We start from the raw sequence: 15,618 nt of genomic DNA, 5'->3' as shown, positions 1-15,618 counted from the left end.
CCCTTAACCGTGATTACCGATGAGTACCACCGGACGGTTCTCCTGAGAACCGAACAGCAATCGCTCGATGACGAATAGAATCAGTACCGCCGAACCGACCGGCAGCGGCAAGTAGGTCTCGCCGGAGGTCAGCAACGGAAACTCCGCCACCGGCTGCTCCCACAGATCGGCGCACAGCCAGGCGCTGTACCAGAACATCAACCCGGTTATCAGCAACATCATCAAATCGACCAGGCGTGCGGTGACGCGTTGTAACGCCGCAGGCAGGCGATCGGTCAGCATGTTGACCGCAATGTGCGATCCGGCGCGGTAACCCACCGCCGCACCGACGAAGGTAAAGGTCACCATGCACAGGATGGCCACGGGCTCAGGCCAGGACTCGCCCCGGTTCAGCACGTAGCGTGAGAAAATCCCGATGGGAATGACGATGGTCATCACCAGCAGCGACACGCCAGCCACCCACATCGCCAGCATGTACAGCTTATCCATCAGCCTTGAAAAAGAGTCGGACATAGGTCCTCCGGTCACGGGATGGCTCACTGTACGTCAGCGATGGCTTTCATCAGATCCTGGTGCTTTTCGCCATAGGCTTTACGCACCGGTTCCGTTGCCTGGACGAAATACGTTTTGTCGATGTCATGGAACTGCACGCCACCGGCTTTCATTTTTTCCAGTGCCTGCTGGTTGTAGGCGTTCCACAGCTGGCGTTGTTCCATCTGTGCTTCACGGGCCAGGGTCACGATTTTTTGCTGCTGGTCGGCGCTCAGTTTGTCCCATTTCACTTTGGAATAGAGCAGCATTTCCGGGGTGATAAAGTGCCCGCTGAGGGTATAGTGCTTCGCCACCGGGATGTAGTTATGGGCGATAAAGGTCGGCGGATTGTTCTCCGCACCGTCAATAACCCCGGTCTGCATCCCGCTGTACACCTCACTCACGCCCATTGCGACGGCATTTGCGCCCATATCCTTCAGGGTATCAATCGCCACCGGGCTACCCTGCACGCGGATTTTCATGCCCTTCAGATCCTCAGGCTTGGTGACCGCTTGCTTGGTTATCAGGTTACGGGTACCGGAGTCCATCCAGCCGAGGAACACCAGTTTGGATTTTGGGTTGTTGGTGAGCTTCTCACCAATTTGTTTGCCGATGTCGCCGTCAATGACCTTGTGCATATGATCTTCATCGCGGAACACATAGGGCAGGGTGAACACTTCGATATCGGGCAGGATCGCCGCCACCGGGGCCATTGAGACGCGGATCATGTCGATCGCCCCCATCTGCGCCTGTTCAATCATTTGCTTTTCATCGCCCAGCACACCGCCCGGGAAGACTTTAATCTCCAGCTCGCCGTTGGTTTGTTGTTTGAGTTTTTCGCCCATGTGCTGCACTGCCACCACGTTTGGGTAGCCTTCAGGATGAACATCGGCAGCGCGGATGGTCTGCGCGAAAACGGAAGAAGTGAAACAGAGAGTGGCAGTCGAAAAGCATAAGGCGGCCACAAATGGCCTGACAGTCATTTTCATCGGTCGTCTCCAGGGGCATTTAATAAAACGTTGTTTTAGTTTTGCGTGTAAAAATTAGCCTGGTACGAGAAGAACGACGGTGAGACGCCTCACAAAAGATACAAATATGAAACGTTGGTTTAACCATTTGATAACGATATTTCAGGGCAGATCACAGTTTCTGCCCTTGGGGGATCAGTGATTTTTACGAATCAGATAGCGGTAAGGCAGCGAATCGGTGTGCTGAGCAATCAGCTCATGATCCATAAAACGGCAGAAGCCTGGAATGTCACGGGTCGTCGCCGGGTCATCTGCGACTATCAGCAACGTTTCACCCACCGGCATGGTGCGTACGGTTTTGCGGACCATCATTACCGGCTCCGGGCAGCGCAGGCCCTGAGCATCCAGGGTGTGGTCAGCAGCAGAAAAAAGATCGCTCATTGTTCACTCAGTCAGTCAAAAAACCGCCTTAGTTTACCCCCAGTTTTTTGTGACGCAAGGCAGGTTAACGATTGCGCGAAAATTAGCCGTTGCAAAGCGCACAGAACGCAGTATTATGCGGCGGTTTTGCAAAGTCTCACAACGCGTTATTGGCGCAGCCAGTTTGAATGAGGCCAGCGCGGAGCGCCCGGAGCGTACACGTAGTACGTGAGGAGCGCGAGCACTGCCCGATGTCAAAATGGCAAGTAAAATAGCGTGTAGCACATATTGGGTTCCCTCACCCCAACCACTAAAAAGGTCACAATATGCTTCAGTTTTCTCAAGCTCAGCGCGTAAAAGCGTTGTTCTGGCTTTCACTTTTTCATCTGCTGGTGATCACCTCCAGTAACTATCTGGTCCAGCTGCCGGTCTCCATTTTTGGTTTTCATACCACCTGGGGCGCGTTCAGTTTTCCCTTTATTTTCCTCGCGACCGATCTGACCGTGCGTATTTTTGGCGCGCCGCTGGCCCGTAAAATCATTTTTGCGGTGATGGCCCCTGCGCTGCTGATTTCTTACGTGATTTCGTCGCTGTTCTATATGGGCGAATGGCAGGGCTTTGCGGCACTTGGCCACTTCAATCTGTTCGTGGCACGCATCGCGGCGGCAAGCTTTATGGCCTATGCGCTGGGGCAAATTCTCGACGTACACGTCTTTAATCGCCTGCGTCAGAACCACCGCTGGTGGCTGGCCCCAACGGCATCGACCCTGTTTGGCAACGTCAGCGATACCCTCGCCTTCTTCTTCATCGCCTTCTGGCGCAGTCCGGATCCGTTCATGGCCGCACACTGGGTAGAAATCGCGCTGGTTGATTACACCTTCAAGGTGCTCATTAGCCTGGTGTTCTTCTTGCCGATGTATGGCGTATTGCTAAATATGTTGTTGAAAAAACTGGCAGATAAATCTGAAAACCGCGCTTTTCAGCCAGGGTAAAGGTTCATCCAACGGGTTGTGATAAGATAGGTGGATGTGCCATTAATGGCCGTTTATCAAAAGGAAGATGTCAATGCGCAATTTGGTTAAATACGTCGGTATTGGCCTGCTGGTAATGGGCCTTTCAGCCTGTGATAACAGCGACAGCAAAACCCCGGTTCAGGGCGCAGCCGCCGAAAGCAACGCCGCTGCACAGCCTGTAAAACTGCTGGATGGCAAACTCAGCTTCTCCCTGCCGGCCGATATGACCGACCAGAGCGGCAAACTGGGCACCCAGGCCAATAACATGCACGTCTATTCTGACGCCACCGGCCAGAAAGCGGTGATCGTGATTGTCGGCGACAACACCGACCAGGATCTTGTCGCGTTGGCTTCCCGCCTTGAAGAGCAGCAGCGCAGCCGCGACCCGCAGTTGCAGGTCGTGACCAACAAATCCATCGAGCTGAAAGGTCATACCCTGCAACAGCTCGACAGCATCATCTCTGCCAAAGGCCAGACCGCGTACTCTTCAGTGGTATTGGGCAAAGTGGACAACAAACTGCTGACCCTGCAAATCACCCTGCCTGCTGACGACCAGCAAAAAGCGCAGGCGACCGCAGAGAACATCATCAATACCATCGTCATCAACTAAGTTAACCTGCTGACGACAAAGCCCCCGGTTTCGCGACCGGGGGCTTTTTTACGTCCAACAGGACCGAAACGATTCTTTCGTCATTCTTTCCGATAGTCAGCGCGGCGCAACGCACTACACTTAATGCCGGTAAACAATAAGGAAATGACCATGACAACGCCTGCCGCTGATAAAGCGGGACTACACATCTTATTAAAACTGGCGGCGCTGGTGGTGATCCTGGCCGGGATCCACTCTGCTGCCGATATTATTGTTCAACTGCTTCTGGCCCTCTTTTTCGCCATTGTTCTCAACCCGCTGGTAACCTGGTTTATTCGTCGGGGTGTTTCCCGACCGCTCGCCATCTCCATTGTGGTGTTCGTGATGCTGTGCGTCCTCACCGCGCTGATAGCCGTGCTGGCGGCCTCTGCCAACGAGTTTGTCGCCATGCTACCGAAGTACAACAAAGAACTTACCCGCAAACTGCTGGCGCTACAGGATGCGATGCCGTTCCTGCATATGCACATGTCGCCAGAGCGAATGCTGCAACGCGTCGACTCCGATAAGATGATGACCTTCGCCACCACCATGATGACCGGGCTTTCCGGGGCGATGGCCAGCATCGTGCTGTTGGTGATGACGGTGGTGTTTATGCTGTTCGAGGTGCGCCACGTGCCGTACAAACTGCGTTTCGCGCTGGTGAACCCGCAAATTCACATCGCTGGCCTGCACCGCGCGCTGAAAGGCGTTTCACACTATCTGGCGCTGAAAACGCTAATAAGCCTGTGGACCGGGCTGATTGTCTGGCTTGGCCTGATGCTGCTCGGCGTACAGTTCGCGTTGATGTGGGGCGTGCTGGCGTTCCTGCTGAACTACGTGCCGAACATTGGCTCGGTGATTTCCGCCATTCCACCGATGATTCAGGCGTTCCTGTTTAACGGCTGGTACGAGTGCCTGCTGGTCGGCGGGTTATTCCTCGCCGTGCATATGGTGCTGGGAAATATCGTCGAGCCGAAGATGATGGGTCGCCGCCTCGGTATGTCAACGCTGGTGGTCTTCCTGTCGTTACTGGTCTGGGGCTGGCTGCTCGGCCCGGTCGGAATGCTGCTGTCGGTGCCGCTCACCAGCGTCTGTAAAATCTGGATGGAGACCACCAAAGGCGGCAGCAAGCTGGCTATCCTGTTGGGACCAGGCCGACCTAAAAGCCGATTGCCGGGATAAGGACATTGCCCGGCGGGGCTGCGCTTGCACGAGTCTACCGCTCCCGTAGACCCGGCAAGCATCGCGCCGCCGGGGAAAATGAATAATACCCTGAGAAAAATTAGCCTTTAATTAAAATCAAAAACGCTGGAATGTTAATTAAGACCCACTGGATTATCACATTAATAGATATTCCGGTTGCAGCCCCCTACAGACTCCCTTATCATTTTTAACGTCAAAATAACCAAAAAAGCACCGGATATCGCGGCAGGGCCATATTTACCTTTTGTTGATGCCGGGTTTGGATAATGCCTGGTTTAATCACGCATTACTTTTATTTAATGGAGTTATTGATGAAAAAGTTAGTGAAGTGGTTTGTTGCCGCAGCCATGGTCGGCGCGCTGGCGGGTTGCGTCTCCCGCACCGCGCCGATTGAAACCGTTCAGAGCCCGGTGACGGCAGGTCACACTGACGCTCAGGTGCGTAATGCCATTTTAAAAGCGGGACTCAACCGTCAGTGGATCATGACCGACGCAGGCCCTGGCATCATTAAAGGCCGTCAGCAGGTACGCGACCACACCGCCAATATTTTGGTACAGTATTCTGCCAACAGCTACATCATCAAATACGATGGCAGCACTAATCTGATGGCCAGCGGCGGCCAAATTCATAAAAACTATAACCGCTGGGTACATAACCTCGATAAAGATATTCAGATTAGTCTCTCCAGCGCCGTACAGCAGTAATCGTTATTTTGGATATCAGGCTACCAGGGCCTGATATCCCATTGCGTTTTCCAGCCTGATGAAAAAAATAGTGAAATTAAGACCACTCTGCCTGACAGATAATCGCCAGACTGCCGACAACATTGTAGGATGTGGCCGAAAACAGTGGCTGCCCTGCAAAATGCCGCGTGAATAAAATGATAATAAATGGCATAACCTTAAAGAAAATCGACAGACCAGGCTCGAATTGATGATATTTGCATTAACCCTTCTCGACTGGCAGGCCCGAGCGCCGGGCTTAAGCGACGACGCGCAATGGCATCATTGGGCGCATCACGCTCAGCCCATCGACCCTGCTGCGCCGCAGGCCAAACTGACCGCGCTGCCGATGATGACTGCTCGCCGCCTCAGCTCGGGCAGCAAGCTGGCGGTGGAGTGCGGGCTGTCGATGCTGAATAAGCACGCCATTGATGCGGTGCTTTACACCAGCCGTCACGGGGAACTGGAACGCAACTACCGCATCCTGCACGCCCTGGCGACGGAGCAAGCCGTCTCCCCAACCGATTTCGCGCTGTCGGTGCATAACTCTGCGGTGGGCAATCTGACTATCGCCGCCCAACAGCCCATCGTCTCCTCATCGCTTGCCGCCGGAAAAGACACTTTTCAGCAAGGTCTGTGCGAAGTCATCAGCCTGCTACAGGCGGGCTATCAGCGGGTGTTGATGGTCGATTTCGATGGCACGCTGCCCGCGTTTTACAAGGATGACGTCCCCGCCTCAATGCCCGGTTGGGCCTACGCCTGCGCGATGGTTTTCGCAGCCGGGAACGCCCTGACCTGCACCACGCGTCCAGGCGGCAGCCAAGCGGAAAACCCGTTGCCGCAAAGCCTGACCTTCCTGCGCCATTACCTGAATAACGACCCTGAATTTGCAATTGACGGCGAAGTGGCCCGCTGGTGCTGGAGCCGCGCATGAAAAGCGTCAGTTCCCGCCTGAATCGCCTGTGGCGTATTTTCGCCACCGGATTCTGCTTTTCGCTGTTCGGCCTCGGCGGCCTGCTGCTGTCGCTTATCTGGTTTAACATTCTGTTAGTGTTGGTGCGCCAGCCTGCGCGCCGCCGCAGCCTCGCCCGACGCAGCATTGCCACCAGCTTTCGTTTTTTCCTGTGGGTGACGAAAGTGATGGGCGTGCTCGATTACCGTTTTCACGGCAAAGACATTTTGCGTCAGGAGCGCGGCTGTCTGGTGATCGCCAATCACCCGTCGCTGCTCGATTACGTCTTATTGGCCTCAGTGATGCCTGACACCGACTGCATGGTGAAAAGTGCCTTACTGAAGAATCCGTTTGTCAGTGGGGTTATTCGCAGCGCGGATTATTTGATTAACAGCCAGGCCGACAGCCTGCTGCCCGCCTGCCAGCAGCGTCTGGCTCGCGGCGACACGATTTTGATTTTCCCGGAAGGTACCCGCACGCGGGTGGGTGAGCCGATGACGCTCCAGCGCGGGGCGGCGAATATTGCGGTGCGTTGCGCAAGCGATGTCCGAATTGTGACGATCCATTGCAGTCAACGCATGCTCGACAAACAGAGCAAGTGGTATGATGTGCCGCCGGTGAAACCCATATTCGACGTGAATGTGGGCGAGCGTCTCGCCATCGCCGACTTTTATGATGCAAACTTACAAGAACCGGCCCTGGCTGCCCGACAGCTCAACCGCCTTTTTTTGTCTCAATTGCAGCAGACCAACCCGGAAACCTAACCGGGAAAGACCTATATTTGGCAGGAATTAATGATGCAAGCCCTCTATCTTGAAATAAAAAACCTCATCATTCAGACCCTGAATCTTGATGAGCTGTCAGCGGATGATATCGACACCGATGCCCCTCTCTTTGGCGACGGCTTAGGCCTGGATTCCATCGACGCGCTGGAGCTGGGGCTGGCGGTAAAAAATCAGTATGGCGTGGTGCTTTCAGCAGAAAGCGAAGAGATGCGTCAGCATTTCTATTCCGTCGCCACACTGGCGTCCTTTATTAACGCGCAACGTGCGTGAAGACGAGTCCGTTATGACTGAACAAGAAACGATTTATCAGGAAGTGAGCGAGCTTCTGCAAAAACTGTTTGAACTCGACCCTCAGGACATTAAGCCTGAGTCCCGCCTGTACGAAGACCTGGAGCTGGACAGTATCGATGCCGTCGATATGGTGGTCCACCTGCAGAAAAAAACCGGTAAGAAAATTAAGCCTGATGAGTTTAAGTCGGTCCGCACCGTTCAGGATGTGGTCGATGCCGTAAGCCGTCTGCTGCACGACGAGTAACCCGGATGCGCGGCTTAGGCTCGCAGCCGTTACTCCGGCTGGCGACGGGCGCGATTGTGCTGGCCTGGCCTCTGCTGGTCGGCTTTGGTCTGGCCCACAACGGCCTGCACTGGCTGCTGCCGCTGATGGCGCTGCTGTTGCTGGCACGTCTGTTCCAGGTGCGCAAACAGGCCGGGCCGATGCGCCGGGTGCTGCAAATCGTGGCCCTGACCGGGATTGCCCTGTGCGCCGCCAGCGCCTTGCTAAAAGCTCACCAACTGTTGCTGTTCTATCCGGTGGTGGTCAACGCGGTGATGCTGGCGGTCTTTGGCGGCTCTTTGTGGAGCGCGATGCCGCTGGTTGAGCGTCTGGCGCGGCTGCGCGAACCCAATTTACCCCCGCAAGGCGTGCGCTATACCCGGCAGGTGACCCGCATCTGGTGCCTGTTTTTTATCGTGAACGGCACGATAGCCCTCTTCACCGCGCTGCAGGGTGACATGCGGCTGTGGACCGCCTGGAACGGCGTGATTGCCTACCTGCTGATGGGCAGTCTGATGGCCGGAGAATGGCTGGTGCGCCGACGTTTGATGAAAAGAGAACAACCATGAAACACCCCCTTCCGCTGTCGCAGTGGCTGAATCCAACCCGCCCGGACGAGACCTGTATCGCCTGGCTCGGCACGCGTGAATGGCAGCTCGGTGAACTGCGCCATGACGTCGTCACCCTGATGCAGGCGTTACACGCCCAGCCCGGCACGCGGTGGGCGCTCTGTTTCGAAAACAGCTATCTGTTTGTCGTGGCGCTGCTGGCCACGCTGCACGCGGGCAAAGTTCCGGTGATCCCCGGTCATTGCCGCGTCTCGTTGCTCAACGAACAGCAGGACTTATTCGACGGCATTCTGAGTGAAGCGTCCCTCGACTGCGCGGGCCCGCAGATCGTGGTCAGCGCCAGGTCTGCCTCGACCTCAACGCACGGGCACGACATCACCCCGTCGCCGATTGCCGCCGACAGCGTTATCGAACTGTTCACCTCCGGCTCCACCGGCCAGCCGAAAAAAATCATTAAGCCGGTAGCCCTGCTCGACGCGGAAGCGCAGATGCTGCATACCCGCTTTGAGCAGCGCCTCGACGGCTGCCGGGTCGTGGCTTCCGTGGTGCCGCAGCATCTGTACGGCCTGACCTTCCGCATCTTTTTACCGATGGCCTGCGGGATGCCGCTGCACGCGTCGATGCTCTATTACGCCGAGCAGCTCAGCGCCCTGCCTGCTGAGCACCGCTATGTGTTCATCAGCAGCCCGGCATTTCTCAAGCGCCTGGACGCGAATCTCATCCCGCCGCCGGTCAGCATGCTTCTCTCCGCAGGTGGAATGCTGCCGTGGAAAGAGGTGAAAGAGACCCAGAGCTGGCTCAAGGTCTGGCTCGATGAAATCTACGGCAGTACCGAAACCGGGGTCATCGCCTGGCGACAGCGCATCGACAACGGCACCTCCTGGCAGCTGTTCCCGGGCGTGACGCTGCGCGCCGAAGACGACGAGTGGCGCTTGCTGTCACCCTTGCTGAACGATGAGCAGGGCCTGCTGCTGGACGACATGATTGAGCTGGTCGACGACGGTTTCCGCCTCGCGGGTCGCCGGGGTCGGGTGGTCAAAATTGAAGAAAAACGCGTGTCCTTAAGCGAGATTGAACAACGCCTGATGACGCTGGAAGGCATCGAGGATGCCGTCGCCCTGCCGGTATCACGCGGCGGTCGTCAGGGGATCGGCGTGGTGCTGGTGCTGACCGAAAGCGCACGCCAGCAGTGGCAGGCCAACGGCGGGAAAGCGCAGGAGCAGGCCTGGCGTCTGGCGCTGATGCCGTGGCTGGAATCGGTCGCCGTACCGCGCTACTGGCGGGTACTCGATGAAATCCCGGTCAACAGCATGAACAAGCGCGTCTACGCCCAATTGCAGGAGTTATTTTCGTGAAGCCTCGTGAAATTGAGCGCCATCAGCCTGCGCCACAGATGCTGTCGATCGTGCTGCATCTGGATCCTGACCTGTTCTGGTTCCAGGGCCATTTTGACGTGCAGCCGCTGTTGCCCGGCGTGGCGCAGCTCGACTGGGTAATGCACTATGCTACCACCCTGCTGACCCCCGGCTTTCGTTTTCACAGCATTCAGAACGTGAAGTTTCAGGCTCCGCTGCTGCCGGAAACGACCGTCACCCTGGAACTGGCCTGGCAGGTGGACAAACAGCTGCTGACCTTCAGCTATCAGCGCCACGACGGCGACGAACGTCACACGGCGAGCAGCGGAAAAATTCGCTTATGTCAGTAGCCTTCTGCCCCTGCATTCTGATCCCCTGCTACAACCACGGCCCGATGATGGCGAGCGTGCTTGCCCGGCTGTCTGATTGTCAGCTGCCCTGCATTGTGGTGGATGACGGCAGCGATGAGGCCACCCGCACAATTCTCGAATCCCTCGCCGCCACCCATGAAAACCTGACCCTGCTGCGGCTGGCACAGAATGCGGGCAAAGGTGCGGCGGTGCTCCGTGGTCTGGAAGAGGCGCAGCGCGCAGGTTTCAGCCATGCGGTGCAGGTTGATGCTGACGGCCAGCACGCGATTGAAGATATCCCGCGTCTGTTAACGCTGGCGGAGAAGCACCCGCAGGCGCTGATTTCCGGGCAGCCGATTTACGACGATTCCGTGCCGCGCTCGCGCCTGTACGGCCGCTACGTGACCCACGTCTGGGTATGGATTGAGACGCTGTCTCTCCAGCTGAAAGACAGCATGTGCGGGTTTCGCGTCTACCCGGTGGCCCCCACCCTGCAACTTGCGCAGCAGGTAGCGCTCGGCCAGCGGATGGACTTCGACACCGAGGTCATGGTGCGCCTCTACTGGCAGGGCAATCCCAGCTATTTTGTGCCGACCCGCGTGACCTATCCGCCGGATGGCCTGTCGCATTTTGATGCCCTGAAAGACAACCTGCGCATCTCGGGGATGCACACCCGGCTGTTCTTCGGCATGCTGCCACGCATCCCGTCGCTGCTGTTCCGCCGTCGTCGCCAGCACTGGGCGAAACAGCCGGAAGCCAAAGGGCTGTGGGGAATGCGACTGATGATTTGGGTGTGGAAAACCTTCGGTCGCGGCGCGTTCTCCCTGCTGTTATGGCCGGTGATCGCGGTGTTCTGGCTCACCGCCCGCGAACCGCGTCGCGCCTCACAGCAGTGGATTGCCCGGGCGAAAAAAGAGCTGGTAGCGCGCAATTTGCCGCCGCCCAAACGCTTCAACAGCTTTCAGCATTTTTTAGGCTTCGGCCACGCCATTCTCGACAAAATCGCCAGTTGGCGCGGGGAACTGAAGCCGGGCCGGGATATCGTTTTTGCCCCCGGGGCGCAGGCAGCGCTGGATATGTCTGCCACGCAGGGCAAGCTGCTGCTGGCCTCGCACCTGGGTGATGTCGAAGCCTGTCGCGCGTTGTCGACCCGCACCATTAACGCGTTGGTATTCAACGACAACGCCCAGCGCTTCAAGCAGGTGATGGAAGAAAACGCCCCGCAGTCGGGCATCAATCTTATTTCCGTCACCGATGTCGGCCCCGATACCGCGATGCTACTGAAAGAGAAGCTCGATCGGGGCGAGTGGGTGGCGATCGTCGGCGATCGCATTGCGGTAAATCCGCAGCGCGGCGGCGACTGGCGCGTTATCTGGAGCGAGTTTATGGGCTCTCCCGCCCCGTTCCCTCAGGGACCGTTTATCCTGGCCTCGGTGCTGAAATGCCCGGTGCTGATGATTTTCGCCCTCAAGCAGCAGGGCAAATTGCAGGTTCATTGTGAACCGTTCGCCGATCCGCTGTTGTTACCCCGCGGCGAGCGCCAGCAGGCATTGCAGACCATCGTCGATCGTTACGCGCAGCGGCTCGAGCATTACGCCCTGCTGTCGCCCCTCGACTGGTTTAACTTTTTTGATTTCTGGCGACTGCCGGACGCGACTGAGAAGGAGTAACGGGTGCTCAACGATCCCCGCTTTACCACCGAAGTTGAAATCACCGTGCCGTTTCACGACGTCGATATGATGGGCGTGGTGTGGCACGGGAACTACTTCCGCTATTTCGAAATCGCCCGCGAGGCGCTGCTCAATCAGTTCAACTATGGCTATCGCCAGATGAAGGCATCCGGCTATGTCTGGCCGGTGGTCGACACCCGCGTGAAGTACCGCGACGTGGTGACTTTCGAGCAGACCATTCGCGTGCGCGCCAGGCTGGAAGAGTACGAAAACCGTTTGCGCATCGGCTACGAAATTTTCGACGCCGCCAGCGGGAAGCGCACCACCACCGGCTACACCATTCAGGTGGCGGTGGACGAGAACACCAAAGAACTGTGCTTCGTCAGCCCGCCGGTTTTATTTGAACGCATGGGAGTGAACGCATGAAACTGTGGCCGCTTGTGGTCCTGCTGCTGGCCCCGCTGACGCACGCCGTCACCCTGGATCAATTGCAGCAGCGCTTTACCGAACAGCCGCTGGTGCGGGCGCATTTCGAGCAGACCCGCACCATCAAAGCCATGCCGCAGCCGCTGCGCTCGCAGGGCGAAATGCTGATTGCCCGCGACACCGGGCTGCTGTGGGATCAGACCGCCCCGTTCCCGATGCGCCTGATGCTCGATGACTCGCGGATGGTGCAAATCATCAACGGTCAGCCGCCGCAGACGATTACCGCCGACAACAATCCGCAGATGTTCCAGTTTAACCACCTGCTGCGGGCGCTGTTCCAGGCCGATCGTAAGGTGCTGGAGCAGAACTTCCGCGTTGACTTCCAGGACCAGGGCAACGACCGCTGGACGCTGAAGCTGACGCCCATCACCACCCCGCTGGATAAGATTTTTACCTCAATCGATCTCGGCGGGAAAACCTATCTGGAAACCATCCAGTTGAACGATAAACAGGGCGATCGGACCGATATTACCCTGAGCAACCCGCGCCTGACCCCGGCCACTTTGACCGATGATGAACGTCAACGCTTTGCCGCCCACTAGCGCCCGTCGTGCAGCCTGGGGCTGGCTGGGGCTGTGCCTTGTTCTGCTCACCGCGCTGGCGCTGATGCTCCCGCGGGCGCGGATCAACAGCAGCGTGCTGGCGATGCTCCCGACCCAAAGTATGGGGGCCATTCCTCCGGCGTTGAGCGACGGCTTTATGCAGCGCCTCGACCGCCAGGTGGTGTGGCTGGTTAGCCCTGGCAAAACCGCCAACCCAGCGGTAGCGAGCCGCTGGCAAACCCTGCTGGCGCAGTCCGGCGCATTAAGCGACCTCAAAGGCCCGATGGATGCGGCCAGCCAGCAGGCGTGGGGCACGTTCTTTTTCCAGCATCGTAATGCGTTGATGGACAGCGCGACCCGTAGCCGTCTGCAACAGGGCGGCGAGGCGCAGGCCCAGTGGATTTTATCCCAGCTGTACTCGGCGTTTTCCGGAGTGAGTGGTAAAGAGCTGAGCAACGATCCGCTGATGCTGATGCGTGGCTCGCAGCTGGCGCTGGCGGCGAACGGACAGAAGCTGCGGCTGATGGACGGCTGGCTGGTGGCTCAGGACAGCGCGGGTAACTACTGGTATTTGCTGCACGGTGAGGTGAACGGCGCGTCCTTCGACATGCAGCAAACCCACCAGCGCGTCAGCCAATTGGCGGGGCTGGAAGCTGAACTCAAAGCCCAGTTCCCGCAGGCGCAGCTCCTGTCGCGCGGGACGATGTTCTACAGCGATTACGCCAGCCAGCAGGCGAAGCATGATGTCTCAACCCTCGGGGTGGCGACCGTGCTTGGGGTCATCCTGCTGATTGTGCTGGTATTCCGCTCGATTCGCCCGCTGCTGCTGTGCCTGCTGTCCGTCGGGATCGGCGCGCTGGCGGGCACGGGGGCGACACTCTGTCTGTTTGGCGAACTGCATCTCATGACCCTGGTGATGAGCATGAGCATCATCGGCATTTCAGCAGACTACACCCTCTATTATCTGACCGAACGGCTGGTCCACGGCGAGGTTTCCACCCCGTGGCAAAGCCTGGTCAAAGTGCGCCGAGCCCTGCTGCTGGCGCTGCTGACCACCGTGGTGGCGTATCTGCTGCTGATGCTGGCCCCGTTCCCCGGCATCCGGCAGATGGCGGTATTTGCCGCGGCGGGTCTGAGCGCCTCATGTCTGACGGTGATTTTCTGGCATCCGTGGCTGTGTCGCGGCTTGCCGGTGCGCCCGGTGCCGCTAATGACCGTGATGCTGCGCTGGCTGGCGGCGTGGCGGCGCAACAAAAAGCTCTCCATCGGCCTGCCGGTGGCGCTGGCGCTGTTCTCGCTGGCGGGTCTCGCGACCCTGCGAGTGAATGACGATATTTCGCAACTGCAAGCCCTGCCGCCGCAGTTGTTGGCGCAGGAGAAAAAAATCACCGCCCTAACCGGACAGAGCGTCGATCAGAAATGGTTCGTGGTGTACGGCGATTCCGCCCAGCAGACGCTGGAACGGCTCGAAGCCTTTACGCCACAGTTGGAAAAAGCGCGTCAGACGGGCCTGTTCACCCAGTTCCGCGCCCTGCCGCTCAACTCCTTGCAGCGCCAAAAGCAAGATTTGGCGCTGTTGAAACAGGCCACGCCTGCGGTGGTCAACGCCCTGCAAAGCACCGGCCTGAAAACGGTGACGCCTGATCTGAATCCGATGCCGGTGACGGTCGATGCCTGGCTGAAAAGCCCGGTCAGCGAAGGCTGGCGTCTGCTGTGGCTCACGCTGCCAGACGGGAAGAGCGGCGTGCTGGTCCCGGTTGACGGTGTAAAAGACAGCGCGGCGCTGCAACGCTTAGCTGAACAGGCCGATGGCGTGGCGTGGAACGATCGCAAAGCGTCGTTTGATAGCCTGTTCGCGTTATACCGCACGATATTAACCGCCCTGCTCGGCGTGGCGCTGGTCGTTATCGCCATCGGCGCAATGCTGCGGCTTGGCTGGCGCAAAGGGCTGATAAGCCTGGTGCCGTCGCTGTTATCGCTCGGCTGCGGGCTGGCGGCGCTGTCGTTCAGCGGTCATGCGCTGAACCTGTTCTCATTGCTGGCGCTGGTGCTGGTGCTGGGGATTGGCATCAACTACACCCTGTTCTTCAGCAATCCGCGCGGCACGCCGCTCACCTCACTGCTGGCGATTATTCTGGCGATGATGACCACCCTGCTCACACTGGGGATGCTGGTCTTCAGCGCCACCCAGGCGATCAGCAGCTTCGGCATTGTGCTGGTCAGCGGCATTTTCACTGCGTTTCTGCTGTCGCCGCTGGCGATGCCGGGCAAGAAAGAGAGAAAGAAATGATGATACGCCCCCTCTGGCACAGCCTCGCCCTCGCGGCAATGTTGGCCCTCACCGGCTGTAGTCATTCGACGCCGGATAACAACGCTCGCCCACAGGCGTGGCTGCAACCGGGAACGCAGATAACACTCCCGCCGCCGGGCATTACCCCTGCGGTCAATTCCCAACAGTTGCTGACCGGCAGTTTTCACGGCCAAACCCAGTCCCTGCTGGTGATGCTCAATGCCGATGATAAAAAACTGACCCTGGCGGGGCTCTCATCGGTGGGTATTCGTCTGTTCCTCGTCACCTATGACGACAAAGGCATCCATACTGAACAGTCCATCGTGGTGCCGCAACTGCCGCCTGCCAGCCAGGTGTTGGCCGACGTGATGCTCAGCCACTGGCCGATTAGCGCCTGGACCCCGCAGTTGCCGAAGGGCTGGACCCTGACCGACCGCGGGGATAAACGTGAGCTACGCAATGCCCAGGGCAAGCTGGTGACGGACATCACCTACCTGCAACGCAAAGGTAAGCGCGAGCCGATCAGCATTGAGCAGCACGTGTTCAACTACCACATCACCATTCAATATCTGGGTGACTGA

19 protein-coding genes are annotated in these 15,618 nt (G+C 58.0%); 16 read left to right on the top strand and 3 right to left on the bottom strand.

The genetic code is table 11. From position 1 onward, the window contains the following. Positions 1 to 3: 3 nt before the first annotated feature. The 3 genes from SIK69_RS04720 to tusA all read right to left on the bottom strand — a co-directional run bounded on the left by SIK69_RS04720 (position 4) and on the right by tusA (position 1,940). Positions 4 to 513, bottom strand: a complete 510-nt coding sequence (locus tag SIK69_RS04720) for a TRAP transporter small permease (protein WP_319785539.1) — start codon at positions 511 to 513, stop codon at positions 4 to 6. 23 nt (positions 514 to 536) lie between these two features. After that, positions 537 to 1,520: a TRAP transporter substrate-binding protein gene (locus tag SIK69_RS04715; protein WP_319785538.1), complete on the bottom strand. Its 984-nt coding sequence runs from the start codon at positions 1,518 to 1,520 to the stop codon at positions 537 to 539. Positions 1,521 to 1,694: 174 nt separating this feature from the next. Continuing rightward, positions 1,695 to 1,940 (bottom strand): sulfurtransferase TusA, encoded by a 246-nt coding sequence (gene tusA, locus SIK69_RS04710; RefSeq protein WP_319627082.1) that lies wholly within the window; start codon positions 1,938 to 1,940, stop codon positions 1,695 to 1,697. A 305-nt stretch (positions 1,941 to 2,245) separates the two neighbouring features. Here tusA and SIK69_RS04705 point away from each other — a divergent pair, with 305 nt between their 5' ends. The 16 genes from SIK69_RS04705 to SIK69_RS04630 all read left to right on the top strand — a co-directional run bounded on the left by SIK69_RS04705 (position 2,246) and on the right by SIK69_RS04630 (position 15,618). After that, positions 2,246 to 2,911: a 7-cyano-7-deazaguanine/7-aminomethyl-7-deazaguanine transporter gene (locus SIK69_RS04705; protein WP_319627083.1), complete on the top strand. Its 666-nt coding sequence runs from the start codon at positions 2,246 to 2,248 to the stop codon at positions 2,909 to 2,911. A 73-nt stretch (positions 2,912 to 2,984) separates the two neighbouring features. Next, positions 2,985 to 3,542 carry a DcrB family lipoprotein gene (locus tag SIK69_RS04700; RefSeq protein WP_319785537.1) on the top strand — a complete coding sequence of 186 codons (558 nt, stop codon included), beginning with the start codon at positions 2,985 to 2,987 and terminating at the stop codon, positions 3,540 to 3,542. Positions 3,543 to 3,692: 150 nt separating this feature from the next. Further along, positions 3,693 to 4,742, top strand: a complete 1,050-nt coding sequence (locus SIK69_RS04695) for an AI-2E family transporter (protein ID WP_319627085.1) — start codon at positions 3,693 to 3,695, stop codon at positions 4,740 to 4,742. Between the two features lie 332 nt (positions 4,743 to 5,074). Further along, on the top strand, positions 5,075 to 5,467 hold the full coding sequence (locus tag SIK69_RS04690) for a hypothetical protein (protein WP_319785536.1): 393 nt from the start codon (positions 5,075 to 5,077) through the stop codon (positions 5,465 to 5,467). Between the two features lie 229 nt (positions 5,468 to 5,696). Then, positions 5,697 to 6,419 carry a beta-ketoacyl synthase chain length factor gene (locus SIK69_RS04685; protein WP_319627087.1) on the top strand — a complete coding sequence of 241 codons (723 nt, stop codon included), beginning with the start codon at positions 5,697 to 5,699 and terminating at the stop codon, positions 6,417 to 6,419. After that, the gene (locus SIK69_RS04680; protein WP_319627333.1) at positions 6,398 to 7,201 is read left to right on the top strand and encodes a lysophospholipid acyltransferase family protein; all 804 of its coding nucleotides are present in this window, start codon (positions 6,398 to 6,400) and stop codon (positions 7,199 to 7,201) included. The genes SIK69_RS04685 and SIK69_RS04680 overlap by 22 nt, the downstream gene beginning before the upstream one ends. Before the next feature lie 33 nt (positions 7,202 to 7,234). Continuing rightward, on the top strand, positions 7,235 to 7,492 hold the full coding sequence (locus tag SIK69_RS04675) for a phosphopantetheine-binding protein (protein ID WP_110510180.1): 258 nt from the start codon (positions 7,235 to 7,237) through the stop codon (positions 7,490 to 7,492). Between the two features lie 13 nt (positions 7,493 to 7,505). Further along, on the top strand, positions 7,506 to 7,757 hold the full coding sequence (locus tag SIK69_RS04670; RefSeq protein ID WP_319627088.1) for an acyl carrier protein: 252 nt from the start codon (positions 7,506 to 7,508) through the stop codon (positions 7,755 to 7,757). Between the two features lie 5 nt (positions 7,758 to 7,762). Beyond that, complete coding sequence (locus SIK69_RS04665; RefSeq protein ID WP_319627089.1) at positions 7,763 to 8,344, top strand: COG4648 family protein; 582 nt, start codon at positions 7,763 to 7,765, stop codon at positions 8,342 to 8,344. After that, positions 8,341 to 9,699: an AMP-binding protein gene (locus SIK69_RS04660; RefSeq protein WP_319785535.1), complete on the top strand. Its 1,359-nt coding sequence runs from the start codon at positions 8,341 to 8,343 to the stop codon at positions 9,697 to 9,699. Before SIK69_RS04665 ends, SIK69_RS04660 begins: the two co-directional genes overlap by 4 nt. Next, complete coding sequence (locus tag SIK69_RS04655; protein WP_319627091.1) at positions 9,696 to 10,049, top strand: ApeI family dehydratase; 354 nt, start codon at positions 9,696 to 9,698, stop codon at positions 10,047 to 10,049. Before SIK69_RS04660 ends, SIK69_RS04655 begins: the two co-directional genes overlap by 4 nt. Next, positions 10,040 to 11,719 carry a glycosyltransferase family 2 protein gene (locus tag SIK69_RS04650; RefSeq protein ID WP_319785534.1) on the top strand — a complete coding sequence of 560 codons (1,680 nt, stop codon included), beginning with the start codon at positions 10,040 to 10,042 and terminating at the stop codon, positions 11,717 to 11,719. Before SIK69_RS04655 ends, SIK69_RS04650 begins: the two co-directional genes overlap by 10 nt. A gap of 3 nt (positions 11,720 to 11,722) precedes the next feature. Then, on the top strand, positions 11,723 to 12,145 hold the full coding sequence (locus SIK69_RS04645) for an acyl-CoA thioesterase (RefSeq protein ID WP_319785533.1): 423 nt from the start codon (positions 11,723 to 11,725) through the stop codon (positions 12,143 to 12,145). Further along, a complete protein-coding gene (locus tag SIK69_RS04640; protein WP_319627094.1) occupies positions 12,142 to 12,747 on the top strand; it encodes an outer membrane lipoprotein carrier protein LolA in 606 nt (201 codons plus the stop codon). Before SIK69_RS04645 ends, SIK69_RS04640 begins: the two co-directional genes overlap by 4 nt. Continuing rightward, positions 12,716 to 15,037, top strand: coding sequence for an MMPL family transporter (locus SIK69_RS04635; protein ID WP_374941348.1), 2,322 nt, complete (start codon positions 12,716 to 12,718; stop codon positions 15,035 to 15,037). Before SIK69_RS04640 ends, SIK69_RS04635 begins: the two co-directional genes overlap by 32 nt. After that, positions 15,037 to 15,618 carry a DUF3261 domain-containing protein gene (locus SIK69_RS04630; RefSeq protein ID WP_374941304.1) on the top strand — a complete coding sequence of 194 codons (582 nt, stop codon included), beginning with the start codon at positions 15,037 to 15,039 and terminating at the stop codon, positions 15,616 to 15,618. The genes SIK69_RS04635 and SIK69_RS04630 overlap by 1 nt, the downstream gene beginning before the upstream one ends.

Source organism: Scandinavium lactucae, from assembly GCF_033843265.1.
Lineage (GTDB): Bacteria > Pseudomonadota > Gammaproteobacteria > Enterobacterales > Enterobacteriaceae > Scandinavium > Scandinavium lactucae.
The sequence above is the reverse complement of the archived record's forward strand: the minus strand, read 5'-3'. Positions and strand labels throughout refer to the sequence as shown.